The following is an 18634-nucleotide window of genomic DNA, read 5'->3' as shown; positions in this document are numbered from 1 at the left end:
GTTTGGCAGGGGCATAGCCTGCCTCACGCCGCAGTACAACGCATTCGCGCCCGTGCCGCCCGTTTCAGCTCCGAATCGCTGAAAGCGCCGCCCTGAGCGGCGCCGGGATCGGCACCGGCTTCTGCCCGGCCCGCTGCACATAGACATGGGTGAAGCGCCCCTGCGCCGCGGCCTGCCCGCCGCCCTGCCGGAAGATGCCGATGCGGTAGGTGACCGAGCTGTTGCCCAGCCGCTCGACCGCGATCCCCGCCTCGACGACCTCAGGAAAGGCGACGCTTTCGAAATAGGTGCAGCCGGTCTCGACCACGAGGCCGACGATCCCGCTCGCCGCCGGATCGAGGAAGCCGTTCTCGATCAGCCAGGCGTTCACGGCCGTATCGAACCAGCCGTAATAGACGACGTTGTTGACATGGCCGAAGACGTCGTTGTCGTGCCAGCGCGTCGGAATGGCGCGGAAGACGCGGAAATCGTTGCGCGTCAGGCGCGGCTGCCGCTCGCTCACCCCTCGCCTCCCGGCTTTTCGCCAGTCCTGATCTCCGGCACGCCGAGCGCGTCCGCCAGCCTCGCCTTGGCCGAGCCGGGGCGCAGCGGCTTCTGCTGGCTCTCATGCGGCGACCAGCCGGAGAGCCAGACGAATTCGAAGGTCGCCGGCAATCGCCCGTCGGGATCGGCGAAGCGCTCGGCATAGAGCGCCGCCGCCCGCAGCAATGTCTCGCGCCGGAGCGGCGCCTTGCAGCGGGCGATAAGGCTGTTCGCCCAGCCCATCGCACGGAGATCGCGGAACAGGCCGAAGACGTCGCGATAGCGCACCGTGACGGTCTCGCTGTCGATGACCGGCAAGGCGAAGCCCGCGCGCTGGAGCAACCCGCCGAGATCGCGCAGATCGGCGAAGGGCGCGACGCGCGGGCTGACCCCACCGGTCGTCTCGCTCTCGGCTTCGAGCAGCGCCTGCCGCAGCTCCTGGAGTGAGCGTCCGCCGAGCAGGCAGGCCATGAACAGCCCGTCCGGCCTCAGCGCCCGCTTGATCTGGATGAGCGCGCCGGGCAGGTCGTTGACGCCGTGCAGCGCCAGCAGCGAGACGGCGAGGTCGAGCGAGCCTGCGGCGAAAGGCAGGCGCTCGAGATCGCCGACGAGATCGGCGCCGGCGCCTTCCGCCTCGGCCATGCGCAGGAGGCGGCCGGCCTTGCCGGCGAGCACGGGCGCGACGACCGGCAGCGGCGTGCCGAGATCGGCGGCCATGGCGAATTCGCGCAGCACCGCCCCGAGGCGCTCCTCCAGATCGCCGGCCGCGCGCTGGAGCAGGAAATCCGGATAGCCGCCGGCAAGCGCGCGCCTCAGCCGCGAGCGGCCGAGCGCACGATCGAAGACGAGGCTGTGGTCGCTCAACTTTGCACCGTCAGCAAGAATGCAAGCCCTCATCCTGAGGAGCAGCCGCGAGGGGGCGTCTCGAAGGATGCTCCAGCGGCTCCTGAGCCTTCTGGACCGTCCTTCGAGACGCCATTCCTAACCGGAATGGCTCCGCGGGACGAGGGCCGTCGGTTCGGAGAGCCGTCGCCTCAGCGCGCCAGCAGCTTCGCGATCTCGGCGCGCAGTTGCGGGCCGAGATCGTCGCGGTCGAGCGCATAGGCGACATTCGCCGCCAGGAAGCCGATCTTCGAGCCGGCATCGTAGATCTCGCCGTCGAAGCGCACCGCGTAGAACGGCTCCTGACGCGAGAGCGCGATCATCGAATCGGTGAGCTGGATCTCGCCGCCGGCCCCCTTCTCCTGGTTGGCGAGCAGGTTGAAGATGGTCGGCTGCAGGATGTAGCGGCCGGAGATGTGCAAATTGGACGGCGCCGTACCCTTCGGCGGCTTCTCGACCATGCCGGTGATCTTCGAGACCTTGGCGCTGGCGTCCTCGACGCCGACGATGCCGTATTGATGGGTCTGGTCGTCGGGCACCGGCGCCACGGCGATGTGGTTGCCGCCATGCCGGTCGTAGGCCGCGATCATCTCGGCGAGGCAGCCCTTGCCGGCGCTGTAGTGCAGCATGTCCGGCAGCAGCAGCGCGAAGGGCTCCTCGCCGACGATCTCGCGGGCGCACCAGACGGCGTGGCCGAGGCCGAGCGGCGCCTGCTGGCGGGTGAAGCTGGTCGCGCCTGCGGCCGGCAGATCGGCCTTCAGCGCCTCGAGCTCCTTGATCTTGTTGCGCTTGGCGAGCGTATCGTCGAGCTCGTAGGCCATGTCGAAATGGTCCTCGATCACCGCCTTGTTGCGGCCGGTGACGAAGATGAAGTGCTCGATGCCGGCGGCGCGCGCCTCGTCCACGACATGCTGCACGACCGGGCGGTCGACGATGGTGAGCATCTCCTTCGGCACCGCCTTGGTGGCGGGCAGGAAGCGGGTTCCCAGACCGGCGACGGGAAGAACGGCCTTGCGGATACGTTTCGTCATGAAGGGTCCTTGGCGCGGTAGCCTGTGCCGAAGCGAGGCTGTGATGGGGCGGGCCGCACAACTGTCACGGTTGCCGGCCATCAGGGGCGTATTAGCCGACAGGCCTTGAGAACCCGTCAACGGTTCTCGGTTAAGCCGGGTTCCTGACAAAGATGAGGCGAGAGACAATGGCGGTATTGGTTTCCGGCGGCGCCGGCTACATCGGCAGCCACATGGTCCTGGAATTGCTCGACCGGGGCGAGAAGGTCGTCGTCCTCGACGATCTCTCGACCGGCTTCTGGTGGGCGGTGCCGCCCGAGGCCACCTTCGTGCAGGGCGACATCGGCGACCAGGAGCTGGTCGAGGGGCTGATCGCCGAATACGGCGTGACCGAGATCGCGCATTTCGCCGCCAGGATCGTCGTTCCGGAATCCGTTTCCGATCCGCTGGGCTACTACTTCAACAACACCGTGAAGACGCGCGCGCTGCTCGAGAGCGCCGTGCGCAGGGGCGTGAGGCACATCATCTTCTCCTCCACCGCCGCGGTCTATGGCGAGCCCTCGGTCTCGCCGGTGCCGGAGGAGGTCGCGCTCAACCCGATCAACCCCTATGGCCGCTCCAAGCTGATGAGCGAATGGATGCTGCAGGACGCAGGCCGGGCGCATGGCTTCAATTATGTCGCGCTGCGCTACTTCAACGTCGCCGGCGCCGATCCGCAGGGGCGCTCCGGCCAGTCCTCGCCCAACGCCACCCATCTCATCAAGGTCGCGAGCCAGGCGGCGCTCGGCCAGCGCGACGGGCTCACCATCTTCGGCACCGACTATGCGACGCCGGACGGCACCTGCGTGCGCGACTACATCCACGTCACCGACCTCGCCCGCGCGCATCTGGCCGCGCTCGACCATCTGCGCGGCGGCGGGGCCAGCCTGACGCTGAACTGCGGCTATGGCCGCGGCTACTCGGTGAAGGAAGTGGTCGACGTGGTGAAGAAGGTCTCGGGCGTCGATTTCCCGGTGGCGCTCGCCCCGCGCCGCCCCGGCGACCCGGCCTCGCTGATCGCCCGCGCCGACCGCATCCGGGCCGAGCTGGGCTGGCGGCCCGAGCATGACGATCTGGAGGAAATCGTCGGCCAGGCGCTGGCCTGGGAGGAGAAGCTCAGGACGAGGAACGCATCGGCCTGAGGCTCGTTCGTGAACATCCGCGCTCATCCCGAGAGGCTGGGCCGCGGGCTTCGATAACGGGTCATCGCGGGCGACCGAACGGAGGTCCGGGATGGCCAGCGCTGCTTTTCGGGCTCGGCAGCTTCCGAAAAGCGCCGCTCAGGACGCCGCCTCCTCCTCGACCGGCTCGCGCACCTCGAGCACGGTCAGGCGCTTCACGTCGCCCGAGCGGGTCGTCCAGTCGATCGTGCGGTCGGCCGCCATGCCGATCAGCGCGACGCCGATCGGCGTCATCACCGAGATGCGGTTCTTCTCGATATTGGCGTCCTGCGGCCAGACCAGGGTCACCGTGGTCTCGCGCTTGGTGCTTTCGTCGCGATAGACCACCTGGCTGCCGATGCGGGCATGGTCGATCGAAACCCGGCCTTCCGGCAGGATGCGGGCCCGGTCGAGCTCATGCGACAGCTCGGCCGCGAGTTCCGGCATGGTGTTGGCCGCGCCGGCCGCGATCCGGCTCAGCATGGCATGGTCCGCGGCCGTGACGGTGATGGCGGGACGCTTGGTGGTCATGAACAGGTCTTTCATCGAAGGCGAGCGCCCGCCGGGCGGACGCAAGGCCGCACGGAATGACTAGGTCGAACTCGCAGGTGAGATGGAAACAGTGGGGCGCCCCCGAGCCGGAGGCGCCAAGCGCGACAGACCCGGGGCTAGAAGCCCGCGATGAGATTACCCGAGCGGTGCAGACCGCGGCGGAAAGAAGAGGCGCTATACATCGCCGCAGAATCCGCCAATCCTGGCGGCTTGTCAAATGGTCAGATCGTAGGGTTCGCGCGCCCGGCTTAACCCTCGCTTAACCTTGTTCGGGCGCTGTGATGGGGTTTCCGCCAGCCTCCGCAGGAGTTCTCATGCGCCTGTCCGTCATCGCCGCTTCGGCCGTGCTCAGCCTGGCACCGGCACTGGCGCAGACCACGGGCTCGATCACCGTCTCGCGCGCCCATGCCGCCCCTCCGGCGGCGACGCCGGCGAGCGTCGGCTTCGATGTCTTCCTGCAGCGGCTCTGGCCGCAGGCGCAGGCGCGCGGCATCTCGCGCGCGACCTTCGACCTCGCCTTCCGCGGCGTGACGCCCGACGCCTCGATCGTCGCGCTGACGAAGAAGCAGGCCGAATTCAGCGCGCCGATCTGGAGCTATCTCAACAATGCGGTCGGCGGCGGGCGCATCCAGCGCGGCCAGGCCGTCGCCGCCGAGAACGCGGCCGTCCTCGCCCAGGTCGAGGCCCGCTACGGCGTGCCCCGGGAGGTGGTGCTCGGCGTCTGGGGCATGGAGACCAATTACGGCTCCTTCAAGGGCGGCAAGGACGTCATCCGCTCGCTGGCGACGCTGGCCTCGATCCGTTATCGCAGCGACTTCTTCCGCGACGAATTGCTGACCGCGCTCGAACTGATCGAGAAGGGCTATGTCGCGCGCGACGAGCTCAAGGGCTCCTGGGCCGGCGCCATGGGCCACACCCAGTTCATGCCGTCGAGCTATCTGAAATACGCCGTCGACTGGACCGGCGACGGCCATGCCGACATCTGGACCTCGTCGAGCGACGCCATCGCCTCGACCGCGAACTATCTGAAGAGCCATGGCTGGGTGGCCGGGCTGCCCTGGGGCATGGAGGTGGCGCTGCCGGAGGGCTTCGACCACCGCCTCGACAAGGCAAGCTTCGCCGCCTTCCGCTCGGCCGGGGTGCGGCGGGCCGACGGCAGGGCCCTGCCCGCTTCCGGCGAGGGGCGCCTGTTCTATCCGGCCGGCCATACCGGCCCGGTCATGCTGCTGACCGCGAATTTCGACGTGATCAAGAAGTACAATTCCTCGGACGCCTATGCGCTGGCGGTCGGCCATCTCGGCGACCGCATCATGGGCCGCGCCGCGATCCAGGCCGGCTGGCCGCTCAAGGCCGCCCGCCTCGACATGGCCGGCACCAAGGACCTGCAGCGCCGCCTGAAGGCGCTCGGGCTCTACGACCACGACGCAGACGGGCGCGTCGGCACCGGCACGCGCGAGGCGGTGCGGCGCTACCAGATCAGCGTCGGCGAGATCGCCGACGGCTACCCGACCCCGGCGCTGCTCGCCCGGATGCGCGGCAGGCGCTGACTTCGGGCCGCCGCCGGCCTATACTGGGTCCGTCACGCGCCTCTGGATCGGATGGCTGATGCGCCTGCGCTCGCTCGTCATGGTTCTCTGCGCCGCCGGCCTGTTCCTGCTGACCGGCGGCCCGCTCTCGCTTGCCCAGCAGCCGCAGCAGCGCAGCCTGTTCCAGCTCTTCTGGCAGTTGCCCGCCAAGCCGGCGGTGCAGCCGCAGCAGCCGCGCCAGCGCGCCGCCCCGGCCGTGCGGCGCCGGCCCGCCGCCCCCGTCGTCGTGCGCGACGATCCGGTGATCCCCAAGGTCGATGTCGCGCATCACGTCGTGGTGATGGGCGATTCCCTCGCCAACCTTCTCGCCGACGGCCTCGACGACGCGCTGAACAACCGGCCCGACGTCGAGGTGGTGCACCGGGCGAAGCCCGATTCCGGCCTCGTCCGCACCGATTTCTACGACTGGCCCAAGGCGGTCTCGGAGCTGCTCGCCGGCGAGCAGAAGGTCACGATCGCGGTGATGCTGATCGGCCTCAACGACCGCCAGCCGATCCGCGACGGCGACACCGTCCAGGAGCCCATGAGCCCGCGCTGGCTCGAGCTCTACCGCGACCGCGTCGATGCGCTCGCCAATGCCTTCGCCGCCCGGCGCATCCCGCTGATCTGGGTCGGCGCGCCGCCGATGCAGAACGCCCGGCTCTCGGCCGACCTCGTCACGCTGAACGAGATCTTCCGCGAGCGCGTCGAGAAGGCCGGCGGGCATTATGTCGACCTGTGGGGCGGCTTCGTCGACGCCGAGAACCGCTATGCCGCGACCGGCCCCAACGTCTCCGGCCAGCCGACGCGGCTGCGCCTCGGCGACGGCATCCATTTCACCAAGGCCGGCGCCCGCAAGGCGGCTCATTTCGTCGATCTGGTGATCCGCCGAATCATCGAGGCGGCGCCGCAGAACAACGTCATCGCCCTGCCGGTCGCGCCGGGCACCGGAGCTCCGACCGCGCCGGAATTGCAGCCCGGCGGAGTCGAGCGCCTGATCGACCAGATGGCCGCCGGCGTGCCGCCGCTCGGCCTCGCTCCCGCGCTCCAGGCCCGCCCGCTGGCCGGGCCGATCCAGCCGCTGACCGGCGAGGCGGCGCCGTCGGAGCAGCCCCTGCTCGCCTCGATCGCGGAGGCGCGCGGCCAGGGCGACGCCGCGCGCCAGCTCGAGCGCGTCTTCGGCCAGGGCATCGCGCCGGAGCCGATGCCGGGCCGGATCGACGATTACCGCTGGCCGCCTCCCGCGACGCGATAAGCCGGACGGTCAACCGGCCATCAGCCGGTCGAAGACGGGATCGGGGTCGTCGACCTCGACCAGCCTCCTGCCCTCGATCACCCAGATCCGCGTCGCCACCCCGCGCACGAAGGCCCGGTCATGGCTGACCAGCAGGCAGGCGGGCTCGTGCTCGATCAGCTCGCTCTCCAGCCGGTCCTGCCCCTCGATGTCGAGATGGTTGGTCGGCTCGTCGAGCAGGTAGAAATTCGGCTGGGCGAGGCGCAGCAGCAGCATCGCCAGCCGCGCCTTCTGCCCGCCCGAGAACCGGGCGATCGGCGCGGACTGGCTCTCGCTCGCGATCCCCGCTCCCGCCAGCAGCGTGCGGGCGAGCTGGTCGCCGGCATCGCTCGACCGCTTCACCGCCTCCCAGGGCGTCGCCCAGGCGTCGAGCTGCGCCAATGCCTGGTCGGAATAGCCGAGCTTCAGGCTCGCCGCGCCGCGGATCTCCGGATCGCCTCCGTCCAGCGCCGCGCGCAGCCGCGCGACGAAGCGCGTCTTGCCGGTGCCGTTGGCGCCGAGCAGGGCGATCCGGTCGCCCTGCTCGATCCAGAGCGGGCCGGTGCGAAAGAGCAGCCGCCCGTCCGGCGCAACGATCGCCGTATCCTTGATCGCGACCAGCGCCTTGGCATGGCTGCCGCTGTTGCCGAGCCGGATCGCCCCCGCCGAACGCTCCTGATGGGCCGGGCGGGCGCTCTCCTCCAGCCTGTCGGCCCGCTCGGACAACTGCCTGGTCTTGACCACCAGCAGGTCCGAGCCGGAATTGATGCCGATATTCTTGAGCTTGGCCGCCTGCTGCCGCAGCGCCCTCACCTTGCGCATATCGTTCTCGAACTGCCGGCCCCGCGCCGCGTCGCGCTCCTCCAGCGCCTGCAAGGCGCGCGAATAGGGCAGCGCGAAATCGGCGCTCTCCGCCGGGCGCAGGAACAGGGTCCGGCGGCTGACATCGTCGAGGAAGGCACGGTCATGGCTCGCCACCACGACGGCGCAATCGCGAGGCAGCGCGGCGAGGAAGCGTTCGAGCACGCCGATCCGCGCCAGATCGAGATGGTTGGTCGGCTCGTCGAGCAGGAGCAAATCGGGCTCGATCACCGCCGCCCGCGCCAGCAGCATGCTGCTCTGCCAGCCGCCCGAGAGCTCGCCGACCGGGCGGCCGCGCAAGGCCTCGTCGACGGCGAGATCGTCGAGCAGGACGTCGACCCGCCAGCTTTCGGTTTCGGCCGCCTCGGCATCGAGCGCGTCGCGCACCGCATCGTGGAGGCTCATGGAAAGCAGCCGCGCCGGCGGATCCTGCGGCGCGAAGGCGGTGACGAGGCCGCGCGCCCGGGTCAGCGTGCCGCCCGTCGCCTCCTCCTCGCCGGCGATGATGCGCAGCAGCGAGGATTTGCCGCGCCCATTGGCGGCGACGAGGCCGAGGCGGTCGCCCTTGGCGATGGCGAGGTCGAGCCCGGCGAACAGGGTCTCGGTACGGATGAGCGACAGGTCTTTGATGGCGATCAGGGACATCGGAATCTCATGAAGTCAGTCTGGCGCGAGCGGGCGCGCCGAAAAAGGCTGACGACGAGACGGCGATGCGTTCCCTGTCAGCCCCGCGAGACGAAGCGCGGGGCGCAGACAGGTCCGCGGGTGCGGCAATGGAAGCGGCGGCGCGGCGCCTGCTTCCCCTTCTGGCTCGATTCCATGGCGGCGAGCATAGAGCATCGGCCCGAAAAAGGGAGCGCGGTTTTCGCAGGAGGCCGATGCATCGGTGCTGAGGGCGCGGCCGATCCGCCTCACACCGGCAGGATCGTCTCGCCCATCAGGTCCCGGTCGATCGCATGCGCCGCCTGGCGGCCCTCGCGGATCGCCCAGACCACCAGCGACTGGCCGCGCCGCATGTCGCCGGCGACATAGACCTTGTCGACGCTGGTCTTGTAGTCGCGGTCGTTGGCGACGACGTTCGCCCGCCGGTCCACCGCCGCGCCGGACTGGGCGATCATGCCCTCGATCACCGAACCGGCGAAGCCGATGGCGAGGAAGCAGAGATCGGCCTGGAGCACGAATTCCGTGCCCGGAATCGGCTTGCGCTTCTCGTCGACGCGGGCGCATTTCACCCCGGTCAGCCGGCCGTTGCGGCCCTCCAGCCCGAGCGTCGCCGCCTGGAACTCGCGCTCGGCGCCCTCGGCCTGCGAGGAGGAGGTGCGGAACTTCGTCGGCCAGTACGGCCAGACGGTGAGCTTGTCCTCGATCTGCGGCGCCATCGGCCGGATGTCGAGCTGCGTCACCGAGAGCGCGCCCTGCCGGAAGGCGGTGCCGACGCAGTCCGACGCCGTATCGCCGCCGCCGACCACCACGACATGCTTGCCCGCCGCCAGGATCGGCGTCTCGGTCGAGATGTCCTCGCCGCCGATGCGCTTGTTCTGCTGGGTGAGGTAGGGCATCGCGTAGTGCACGCCCGACAGGTTGGTGTCCGGCAGGCCGGGATCGCGCGGCGCTTCCGCCCCGCCCGTCATCAGCACCGCGTCATGCTCGGCGACGAGCTGGGCGAAGGGCAGAGTCACGCCGATATTGACCTTGTAGTGGAAGGTGACGCCCTCGGCCTCCATCTGCCGCACGCGGCGGTCGATGTGCTTCTTCTCCATCTTGAAGTCGGGGATGCCGTAGCGCAGCAGGCCGCCGGCCTTGGCCTCGCGCTCATAGACATGCACGTCGTGGCCGACGCGGGCGAGCTGCTGCGCCGCCGCCAGCCCGGCCGGACCCGAGCCGACGATGGCGATGCGCTTGCCCGTGCGCTTCGCCGGGATTTCCGGGGCGATCCAGCCCTCTTCCCAGCCCTTGTCGGCGATCGCCTGCTCGATCGTCTTGATCGTCACCGGCATGTTTTCGAGGTTGAGCGTGCAGGCCTCCTCGCAAGGCGCGGGGCAGATGCGGCCGGTGAATTCCGGGAAGTTGTTGGTGGAGTGGAGGTTGCGCAGCGCCGCCTCCCAGCCCCCGGAATAGACCAGCTCGTTCCAGTCCGGGATCTGGTTGTGGACCGGGCAGCCGGTCGGGCCGTGGCAGAAGGGGATGCCGCAATCCATGCAGCGCGCCGCCTGCTTGCGCACGTCCCGCTCTTCCAGCGGCAGCGTGAACTCGCGGAAATGCCGGATGCGGTCGCCGGCGAGCTGATACTTCTGCTCCTGCCGGTCGTATTCGAGAAAGCCCGTGACCTTGCCCATGCCGTTTCTCTCGCCGTGTGCCCGGGATGTCCCGCGCGCGTGCCTTAACCTGATCGGAGTGCCGGGGCGCATGGCCCCGGACGGTGGCGTTTCGCTTATTCCGCAGCCTGCAAGGTGCGGGCCTGCTCCATCTCGCGCAGCGCGCGGCGGTACTCGACCGGCATCACCTTGACGAACTTCGTGCGGTAATCCGCCCAGTTGTCGAGGATGGTGCGGGCGCGCTCAGAACCGGTGTAGTTGGCGTGGTTCGTCAGCATCTGCATCAGCCGCTCATCGTCATGGCCCGACATGTTGGTCATGTCGATGCGGCCCTTGTGCTCGAGATCGCCGCCGTGATGGTGCAGCCGCTCCATCAGCTCCTCCTCCTCCTCGACCGGTTCGAGATCGACCATGGAGAGGTTGCAGCGCGACTTGAAGGTGCCGTCCTCGTCCAGCACATAGGCGATGCCGCCCGACATGCCGGCGGCGAAGTTGCGCCCCGTCTGGCCGATGACCGCGACGACGCCGCCGGTCATGTATTCGCAGCCATGGTCGCCGGTGCCTTCGACCACCGCGATCGCGCCGGAATTGCGCACCGCGAAGCGCTCGCCGGCGACGCCCCTGAAATAGGCCTCGCCCGAGATCGCGCCGTAGAGCACCGTGTTGCCGACGATGATCGAGCGTTCGGCCACGGCCTTCGAGGCCGGATCCGGCTTCACGATCAGCTTGCCGCCGGAGAGGCCCTTGCCGACATAGTCATTGGCCTGGCCGGTGAGCTCGACCGTGACGCCCGCGGCGAGGAAGGCGGCGAAGCTCTGGCCCGAGGTGCCCTTCAGCTTCACCGTGATGGTGTCGTCCGGCAGGCCGGCATGGCCGTAGTTCTTCGCCACGACGCCCGAGAGCATCGCGCCGGCCGAGCGGTCGACATTCGAGATCGTCTCCTCGATCACGACCGGGGTGCCGGTCTCGATCGCGCCTTCCGCCGCCTCGATCAGCCTGCGGTCGAGCACGGTGTCGATCGGGTGGTTCTGCCGCTCGACATGGCGGATCGCCACGCCCGGCAGCTCGACCTTGTGGAAGAGCTTCGCGAAATCGAGCCCCCTCGCCTTCCAGTGATCGATCGCCTCGCGCTTGTCGAGCAGGTCGGAGCGGCCGACGAGTTCCTCGATCCTGGTGAAGCCCATCTCCGCCATGATCCGGCGGACATCCTCGGCCACGAAGAAGAAGTAGTTCACCACATGCTCGGGCAGGCCCTTGAAGCGCTTGCGCAGCACCGGGTCCTGCGTCGCGACCCCGACCGGGCAGGTGTTGAGATGGCATTTGCGCATCATGATGCAGCCGGCCGCGATCAGCGGCGCGGTCGAGAAGCCGAATTCGTCGGCCCCGAGCAGCGCGCCGATGACGACGTCCCGCCCCGTCCGCAACCCGCCGTCGACCTGAAGCGCGACGCGGCCGCGGAGCTGGTTCAGCACCAGCGTCTGCTGCGTCTCGGCGAGCCCGATCTCCCAGGGCGAGCCGGCATGCTTCAGCGAGGTCAGCGGGCTCGCGCCCGTGCCGCCCTCGAAGCCCGAGATGGTGATGTGGTCGGCCCGCGACTTGGCGACGCCGGCCGCGACCGTGCCGACGCCGATCTCGGAGACGAGCTTCACCGAGACGTCCGCCGCCGGGTTGACGTTCTTGAGGTCGAAGATGAGCTGCGCCAGATCCTCGATCGAATAGATGTCGTGATGCGGCGGCGGCGAAATCAGGCCGACGCCCGGCGTCGAATGCCGGGTCCGGGCGATCTTGGCGTCGACCTTGTGGCCGGGGAGCTGGCCGCCCTCGCCGGGCTTGGCGCCCTGCGCCACCTTGATCTGCATCACATCGGAATTGACGAGGTATTCGGTGGTGACGCCGAAGCGGCCGGACGCGATCTGCTTGATCGCCGAGCGCTTGGAGCGCCCGTCCGGCAGCGGCTTGAAGCGGATCGCCTCCTCGCCGCCCTCGCCGGTGTTCGACTTGCCGCCGATCTGGTTCATCGCGATGGCGAGCGTCTCATGCGCCTCGCGCGAGATCGAGCCGAAGGACATCGCGCCGGTGGCGAAGCGCTTGACGATCTCGGCCGCCGGCTCGACGGCCTCCAGCGGCACGGGCTTGCGCCCGTCATCTTCCGCCATCTTCACCTTGAACAGCCCGCGGATGGTGCTGAGCCGCCGGCCCTCGTCGTTGACCTGCCGGGCGAAATCCTCGTAGCGCTCCTGCGCGTTGAGGCGCACCGCATGCTGCAGCGAGGCGACCACGTCCGGCTTCCAGACATGGTCCTCGCCGCGGACGCGGTACATGTATTCGCCGCCGATATCGAGGCTGTCGCGGTAGAGCGGCGAGTCGCCGAAGGCGTCGCGATGGCGCCTGACGCTCTCCTCCGCGATCTCCTCCAGCCCGACGCCCTCGATCGCGGTGCCGGTGCCGAAGAAGAACTTGTCGACGAAGGCGCTCTTCAGGCCGACCGCGTCGAAGATCTGCGCGCCGCAATAGGACTGGTAGGTCGAGATGCCCATCTTGGACATCACCTTGAGCACGCCCTTGCCGACCGACTTGATGTAGCGCGTCACCACCTCGCCGGCATCGACCTCCTCCGGGAAGGCGCCCTGCTCGTGCTGGTCGAGCAGGGTGTCGAAGGCGAGATAGGGGTTGATCGCCTCGGCGCCGTAGCCGGCGAGGCAGCAGAAATGATGGATCTCGCGCGGCTCGCCGGATTCGACGACGAGGCCGACCGAGGTGCGCAGCCCCTTGCGGATCAGGTGGTGATGCACCGCCGCCGTCGCGAGCAGCGCCGGGATCGGGATGCGGTCGGAGCCCACCTGCCGGTCGGACAGGATGATGATGTTGTAGCCGCCATGGACCGCGGCCTCCGCGCGCTCGCACAGCCGCTCCAGCGCGCCTTCCATGCCGGCCGCGCCCTCGCGCGCCGGATAGGTGAAGTCGATGGTCTTGGTGTCGAAGCGATCCTCGTAATGGCCGATGCAGCGGATCTTCTCGAGATCGTCGTTGGTCAGGATCGGCGTGCGCACTTCGAGGCGCTTGCGCCGCGAGGTGCCTTCCAGGTCGAGGATGTTCGGCCGCGGCCCGATGAAGGAGAGCAGGCTCATCACCAGCTCCTCGCGGATCGGGTCGATCGGCGGGTTCGTCACCTGCGCGAAGTTCTGCTTGAAATAGGTGTAGAGCAGCTTCGACTTGAGCGAGAGCGCCGAGATCGGCGTGTCGGTGCCCATCGAGCCCACGGCTTCCTGCCCGGTCACCGCCATCGGCGCCATCAGCAGGCGGACATCCTCGGTGGTGTAGCCGAAGGCCTGCTGGCGATCGAGCAGCGGCACGTCGGTGCGCGAGGCCCGCGCCTCGACCGGCGGCAACTCCTCCAGCACGATCTGGGTGCGCTTCAGCCAGTCCTTGTAGGGATTGGCGAGGCAGAGCTGCGTCTTGATCTCGTCGTCGCCGATGATGCGGCCCTGTTCGAGGTCGATCAGCAGCATCTTGCCGGGCTGGAGCCGCCACTTCTCGACGATCTTCTCCTCCGGGATCGGCAGCACGCCGAACTCCGAGGCCAGCACCACGAGCCCGTCATCGGTGACGAGATAGCGCGCCGGACGCAGCCCGTTGCGGTCGAGCGTCGCGCCGATCTGGCGCCCATCGGTGAAGGCGATCGCGGCCGGCCCGTCCCAGGGCTCCATCAGCGCGGCGTGGTATTCGTAGAAGGCGCGCCGCTCCTCGTTCATCAGCGGGTTGCCGTTCCACGCCTCCGGCACGAGCATCATCATGGCGTGCGCCAGCGAGTAGCCGCCCTGCACCAAAAATTCGAGCGCATTGTCGAAGCAGGCCGTGTCCGACTGCCCCTCATAGGAGATCGGCCAGAGCTTCGAGATATCCGAGCCGAACAGCTCCGAATCGACGCTCGCCTGCCGCGCCGCCATCCAGTTGACGTTGCCGCGCAGCGTGTTGATCTCGCCGTTATGGGCGACCATCCGGTACGGGTGGGCGAGCCGCCAGGACGGGAAGGTGTTGGTGGCGAAGCGCTGATGGACCAGCGCGATGGCGCTGACGAAGCGCTCGTCCTGCAGATCCTTGAAATAGGAGCCGAGCTGGTTCACCAGCACCATGCCCTTGTAGACGATGGTGCGGGCCGACATCGAGACGGGGTAGTACTCCGCCGTCTTGCGCTCCTGATGCTTGTAGACTTTGTTCGAGACCGACTTGCGCAGGACATAGACCTGCCGCTCGAACTCCTCCTCGCTGGCGATGTCGTCGGGGCGCCCGACGAAGAGCTGGCGGTGCACCGGCTCGGTCTCCAGCACCGCCTTGCCGAGGTCGCTGTTGTCGACCGGCACGTCGCGCCAGCCGAGGAAGTTGAGCCCCTCCTCCTCGACGGTCTGCGCGATGATCTCCTCGCAGAGCGCCCGGATCGCCGGATCGCGCGGCATGAAGAACTGGCCGACGGCGTAGAAGCCCGGCTCTGGCAGGTCGATGCCGAGCCTCGCGCACTCCTCCTTGAAGAAGCGGTGCGGAATCTGGGTGAGGATGCCGCAGCCGTCGCCGAGCTTCGGATCCGCCCCGACCGCGCCGCGATGGTCGATATTGTGCAGGATCTGCAGGCCCTGCTGCACGATGGCGTGGCTCTTGCGGTTCTTCATGTCGGCGATGAAGCCGACGCCGCAGGAATCCTTCTCGTTGGCCGGGTCGTAGAGGCCTTGCCGCATCGGCAGGGCCGGATCATAGGCCGCCGGAAAACGCGCGAGCCCCTCTGCGCCGCTGACCTTGCTGGTTGCGCTCATCGTCAAACCTGCTCCCAGAACCCCGCTGGCTCTTCACCGGCGGACAAACCGTCACTCTCGATCCTCCCCGCGGCAGGCCCCGGCGCCGACGCCGCCGGTCGGCAGCGCGGATGAGGCCAAGGCGGGTCGGCCGTCGTCTCGTCGGAGGCTTACTTGCGCTTCGTTTCGATCGCGCCCGCGTCCTCCGCAGGCGCCTTCGGGCTCGCTGTCGCCCGGCCGCGCCTGTCTCAGGCCGTCGTTTTACGGATGCGCGTACGGTTGGCTTCGGCAGTATTGGCCTGGCCCCTCGTCATGCTCCGCTCCATTGCGACGGCACGACCCCGGCTGAACCAGCCTTCGGTCGGCGCGGTGAAAAATGGGACAGCAACACTGTCCTATTGCGATGAACTTGCCAGAATTCCAATCTACGCACAAGCGCCGATTTCGCGTCGCAGCGAAATTTTATTGCAAAATCGAATCCATGCCAGACATTTCCGGCACGAAAGCCCGAGTCGGACGGTCCGCTTCTTGTTTTGCCGGGTTTCGACCGGCGCGGCGCGCAGGCCCCCTCTCCGCCGCTGTCGGTTGGCAGGAAAGCGGCCCTTCCCTAACCCTTGGCGCATGAACTTCATCAGCGACAACACCGCCGGCGCCAGCCCCCGCGTCATGGCCGCGCTGGCCGCCGCCAATGACGGCCCGGCCTCCGGCTATGGCAGCGACGACTGGACGAAGCGGGTCGAAGAGCGGCTCTCGGCCCTGTTCGAGCGCGAGGTCGCGGCCTTCCTGGTGACGACGGGCACGGCCGCGAACGCGCTGGCCCTCGCCAGCGTGGTCAAGCCCTGGGGCGCGGTGCTCACCCATGAGGAGAGCCATATCGTCGAGGACGAGTGCGGCGCGCCCGAATTCTTCAGCAACGGCGCCAAGCTGGTCGACCTTCCCGGCACCGGCGGCAAGCTGACGCCCGAGGCGGTGGCCCGGGCGCTGGGCTATCTGAACGAGGGCAGCTTCCACAACGTCCAGGCGCAGGCGCTGTCGCTCACCCAGGCGACGGAATGCGGCACGATCTATACGCCGGAGGAGGTCCGCGCCCTCAAGCAGGCCGTCGCGGCGCGGCGCCTGACGGTCCATATGGACGGCTCCCGCTTCGCCAACGCCCTCGTCACGCTCGGCTGCACCCCCGCCGAGATCACCTGGAAGGCGGGCGTCGACGTCCTTTCCTTCGGCGGCACCAAGAACGGCGCCTGGGCGGTGGAGGCCGTGGTCTTCTTCGACCCGGCCCAGGCCGATGAGATGAAATGGCGGCGCAAGCGCGCCGGCCAGACCCTGTCCAAGGGCCGTTTCCTCGGCGCCCAGTTCGAGGCCCTGCTCGCCGAGGACCACTGGCTCGATCTCGCCCGCCACGCCAATGCGCAGGCGAAGCGCCTTGCCGACGCCGCCGTCGACGGCGGCCAGGCGCGGCTCGCCTGGCCGAGCCAGGCCAACGAGGTCTTCCTGATCCTGCCTGCCGCGACGCAAGCGCGGCTGGAGGCGGCGGGCGTGCGCTACCATTCCTGGCCGGGCCGCTCGCTCGCGCCCGACAACGCCCTGCGCGAAGGCGAGATCGTCGGCCGCTTCGTCATGTCCTTCGCGACCGAGCCGGCCGACGTCGGCCGGCTGATCGCGACGATCGCGGGCTGATGCGGCTTTCGGCGCAACCCGGCCCCATGCCTGCCGCAATCGCTAAGGAAAACTGAACGCCGCGCGACACCCGTTAAGGAAGGAAGCCATGGCAAAACGTTCGACCGCGTCGAGGCGCATCGGTCTGATGGGCTTGGCCGTGGCCGGTGCGCTCGCCGGCTCGGCGGGAGGCGCCGCCGCCCAGTTTTATTATTATGACGACGACTACTATGCGGTGCCGGCGGTGCCCTATCCGCCGGCCTATGGCTATGGATACGGCTATCGCTACGCCCCCCGCATCGCCGAGCCGGTGACGGCCTACGACATCCGGCGCATCGCCTCCCAGACCTATGGCTTCGTGCGGATCGACCGGCTCTACCGCAGCGCCGACACCTATGTCGTCGACGGCATGCGGGCGAACGGGCAGCGGCAGCGGCTGATTCTCGACGCCTTCGCCGGCAACCTGATCCGCCGCGTCCCGCTGCGCGGCGCCCAGGCCGGACAGGGGCCGGATATCGCGCGGATCGACCCGCTGCAGGAGCGCGAGCCTTCGCGCCCGCGCCTCGTGCCTCAGCCGCCGCAGCGCCCGGCCGAGCTCGCGCCGCCGGCCGCGGCGAGCGCGCCCGCGACCGTCATCCCGCCTGCTCCCGCCGCGCCGGAGAAGGCGCCGGCCCCGCAGCCCGCGCCGCACCCCCCTGTCGAAGCCAACGCCCCGGCGACGCAGGAGTCGCCGCCCTCCCCGGCCGCGCCGGCCGCACCGGAGAGGGCGCCGAGCCCGCAGCCCGCGCCACAGCCCCCCGTCGAGGCCAATGCCCCGGCGACGCAGGAGGCCCCGCCTGCGGCCGCTACCCCGGCATCTCCCGAAAGCGCCCCGGAGAAGCCCCGGCTGGTCAACCCGCAGGATGTGCGCGGCATCGACGAAACCGAGCGCAGGCCGCCTCTGGCGACACGGCCGCCCGCCTCCGCCGAAGCCGCCGTGCCGCTGGCGCCGGTGCAGGGTCAGGATTCGGGCACCGCGAAACCGCGCCCCGAAACGCCGATCGTCCCGGTGGCGCCGCTGGACTGAGCCGGCATCCGGGTCGGACCGGCGTCACATCCCGGGCGAGGCGGCCTCCCAAGCCGGCCGCCGCCGGCATGGCAAGCCCGGTCCGGCCGTCGGCAAGCCCCGGGAGAGGCGGCTCCATCCTTCGCGCGCAACAAAAAGGGCTCCCGTCTCCGGGAGCCCTCGCCGTTCAGAGCAGAGGCTCTGAAGGATTACGCGGCCTTGGCGGTCTCGACCTTGGCTTCGAGAACCTTGGCCGAACCGGCGCCGATCGGGATCTGGCGCGGCTTCTTGGCCTCGGGGATCTCGCGCACGAGGTCGATATGGAGCAGGCCGTTCTCGAGGCTGGCGCCGGTCACCTGCACATAATCGGCAAGCTGGAAGCGGCGCTCGAAGGCGCGCGCGGCGATGCCCTGATGCAGGACCTCGCGCTTCTCGTCATTGTCGTTCGTCTGCTTCTCGCCCTTGACGGTCAGCGCGTTCTCCTTGCTCTCGATCGAGAGGTCGGCCTCGCTGAAGCCCGCGACCGCGATGGTGATGCGGTAGGCGTTCTCGGCGGTGCGCTCGATATTGTAGGGCGGGTAGCTCGGCGCCGTTTCGTTGCTGGTCGCCTGGTCGAGCAGCGAGAACAGGCGGTCGAAGCCGACGGTCGAACGATAGAGGGGGGAGAGATCGAAATGACGCATGATGTGTCCTCCAGAGAAGCGACAGGCAGTACGGCCCGCCTCGCCTGAGCGCGGGCCTGGTTGAGGTTCGCGCAGCCGGTTCCGGCCTGCGCAGGATTGATCTGGTAAAGCGTTTTCGGCTTTTCAAGAGGCCGGCGCGAAGGGCATAACCAGCCGAGGGGAACCCGCTCGCCGGAGCGGTCCCGAGCGCGGCGGACGCCGCCGCGCAGGACGACGATCCGATCCATCAGAGGGCCGGAGCAGCCTCGCGCTTCGCGGAAGCGCGCAGCGGCGCCGGCCCGGAGTCA

At 69.1% G+C, this 18634-nt stretch carries 13 protein-coding genes; 5 read left to right on the top strand and 8 right to left on the bottom strand.

From position 1 onward, the window contains the following. Positions 1 to 64 precede the first annotated feature (64 nt). From ACWH43_RS04870 to ACWH43_RS04860, 3 genes are all read right to left on the bottom strand, one after another. A complete protein-coding gene (locus tag ACWH43_RS04870) occupies positions 65 to 502 on the bottom strand; it encodes an acyl-CoA thioesterase (protein ID WP_158445524.1) in 438 nt (145 codons plus the stop codon). Then, positions 499 to 1386, bottom strand: coding sequence for a methyltransferase domain-containing protein (locus ACWH43_RS04865; protein WP_158445523.1), 888 nt, complete (start codon positions 1384 to 1386; stop codon positions 499 to 501). Before ACWH43_RS04865 ends, ACWH43_RS04870 begins: the two co-directional genes overlap by 4 nt. Positions 1387 to 1556: 170 nt before the next feature. Then, entirely contained in the window at positions 1557 to 2435 is an 879-nt protein-coding gene (locus tag ACWH43_RS04860; protein ID WP_158445522.1) for a UTP--glucose-1-phosphate uridylyltransferase, read from the bottom strand. 167 nt (positions 2436 to 2602) lie between these two features. Here ACWH43_RS04860 and galE point away from each other — a divergent pair, with 167 nt between their 5' ends. Continuing rightward, the gene (gene galE, locus ACWH43_RS04855; RefSeq protein WP_158445521.1) at positions 2603 to 3595 is read left to right on the top strand and encodes a UDP-glucose 4-epimerase GalE; all 993 of its coding nucleotides are present in this window, start codon (positions 2603 to 2605) and stop codon (positions 3593 to 3595) included. Positions 3596 to 3733: 138 nt separating this feature from the next. Here galE and rnk read toward each other — a convergent pair whose 3' ends face one another. Beyond that, positions 3734 to 4144: a nucleoside diphosphate kinase regulator gene (rnk, locus tag ACWH43_RS04850; protein WP_158445520.1), complete on the bottom strand. Its 411-nt coding sequence runs from the start codon at positions 4142 to 4144 to the stop codon at positions 3734 to 3736. A 335-nt stretch (positions 4145 to 4479) separates the two neighbouring features. Between rnk and ACWH43_RS04845 the strand changes: the two genes are divergently transcribed. After that, positions 4480 to 5712, top strand: a complete 1233-nt coding sequence (locus ACWH43_RS04845) for a lytic murein transglycosylase (protein WP_158445519.1) — start codon at positions 4480 to 4482, stop codon at positions 5710 to 5712. 58 nt (positions 5713 to 5770) lie between these two features. After that, positions 5771 to 6985 carry an SGNH/GDSL hydrolase family protein gene (locus ACWH43_RS04840; RefSeq protein WP_448153409.1) on the top strand — a complete coding sequence of 405 codons (1215 nt, stop codon included), beginning with the start codon at positions 5771 to 5773 and terminating at the stop codon, positions 6983 to 6985. Between the two features lie 9 nt (positions 6986 to 6994). Here the strand turns inward: ACWH43_RS04840 and ACWH43_RS04835 are convergent, their stop codons facing one another. The 3 genes from ACWH43_RS04835 to gltB all read right to left on the bottom strand — a co-directional run bounded on the left by ACWH43_RS04835 (position 6995) and on the right by gltB (position 14984). Next, complete coding sequence (locus tag ACWH43_RS04835) at positions 6995 to 8509, bottom strand: ABC-F family ATP-binding cassette domain-containing protein (protein ID WP_158445517.1); 1515 nt, start codon at positions 8507 to 8509, stop codon at positions 6995 to 6997. A gap of 266 nt (positions 8510 to 8775) precedes the next feature. Further along, a complete protein-coding gene (locus tag ACWH43_RS04830) occupies positions 8776 to 10200 on the bottom strand; it encodes a glutamate synthase subunit beta (protein ID WP_158445516.1) in 1425 nt (474 codons plus the stop codon). Between the two features lie 95 nt (positions 10201 to 10295). Continuing rightward, positions 10296 to 14984 carry a glutamate synthase large subunit gene (gltB, locus tag ACWH43_RS04825; protein WP_158445515.1) on the bottom strand — a complete coding sequence of 1563 codons (4689 nt, stop codon included), beginning with the start codon at positions 14982 to 14984 and terminating at the stop codon, positions 10296 to 10298. A 600-nt stretch (positions 14985 to 15584) separates the two neighbouring features. Here gltB and ACWH43_RS04820 point away from each other — a divergent pair. Continuing rightward, positions 15585 to 16640 (top strand): threonine aldolase family protein, encoded by a 1056-nt coding sequence (locus ACWH43_RS04820; protein WP_158445514.1) that lies wholly within the window; start codon positions 15585 to 15587, stop codon positions 16638 to 16640. Positions 16641 to 16728: 88 nt separating this feature from the next. Further along, on the top strand, positions 16729 to 17685 hold the full coding sequence (locus ACWH43_RS04815; RefSeq protein WP_158448048.1) for a hypothetical protein: 957 nt from the start codon (positions 16729 to 16731) through the stop codon (positions 17683 to 17685). A 188-nt stretch (positions 17686 to 17873) separates the two neighbouring features. Here the strand turns inward: ACWH43_RS04815 and ACWH43_RS04810 are convergent, their stop codons facing one another. Next, positions 17874 to 18347: an Hsp20 family protein gene (locus tag ACWH43_RS04810; RefSeq protein ID WP_158444282.1), complete on the bottom strand. Its 474-nt coding sequence runs from the start codon at positions 18345 to 18347 to the stop codon at positions 17874 to 17876. Positions 18348 to 18634 lie beyond the last annotated feature (287 nt).

The organism is Allobosea minatitlanensis, from assembly GCF_964020775.1.
This window is presented reverse-complemented; position numbering and strand designations above follow the sequence as displayed.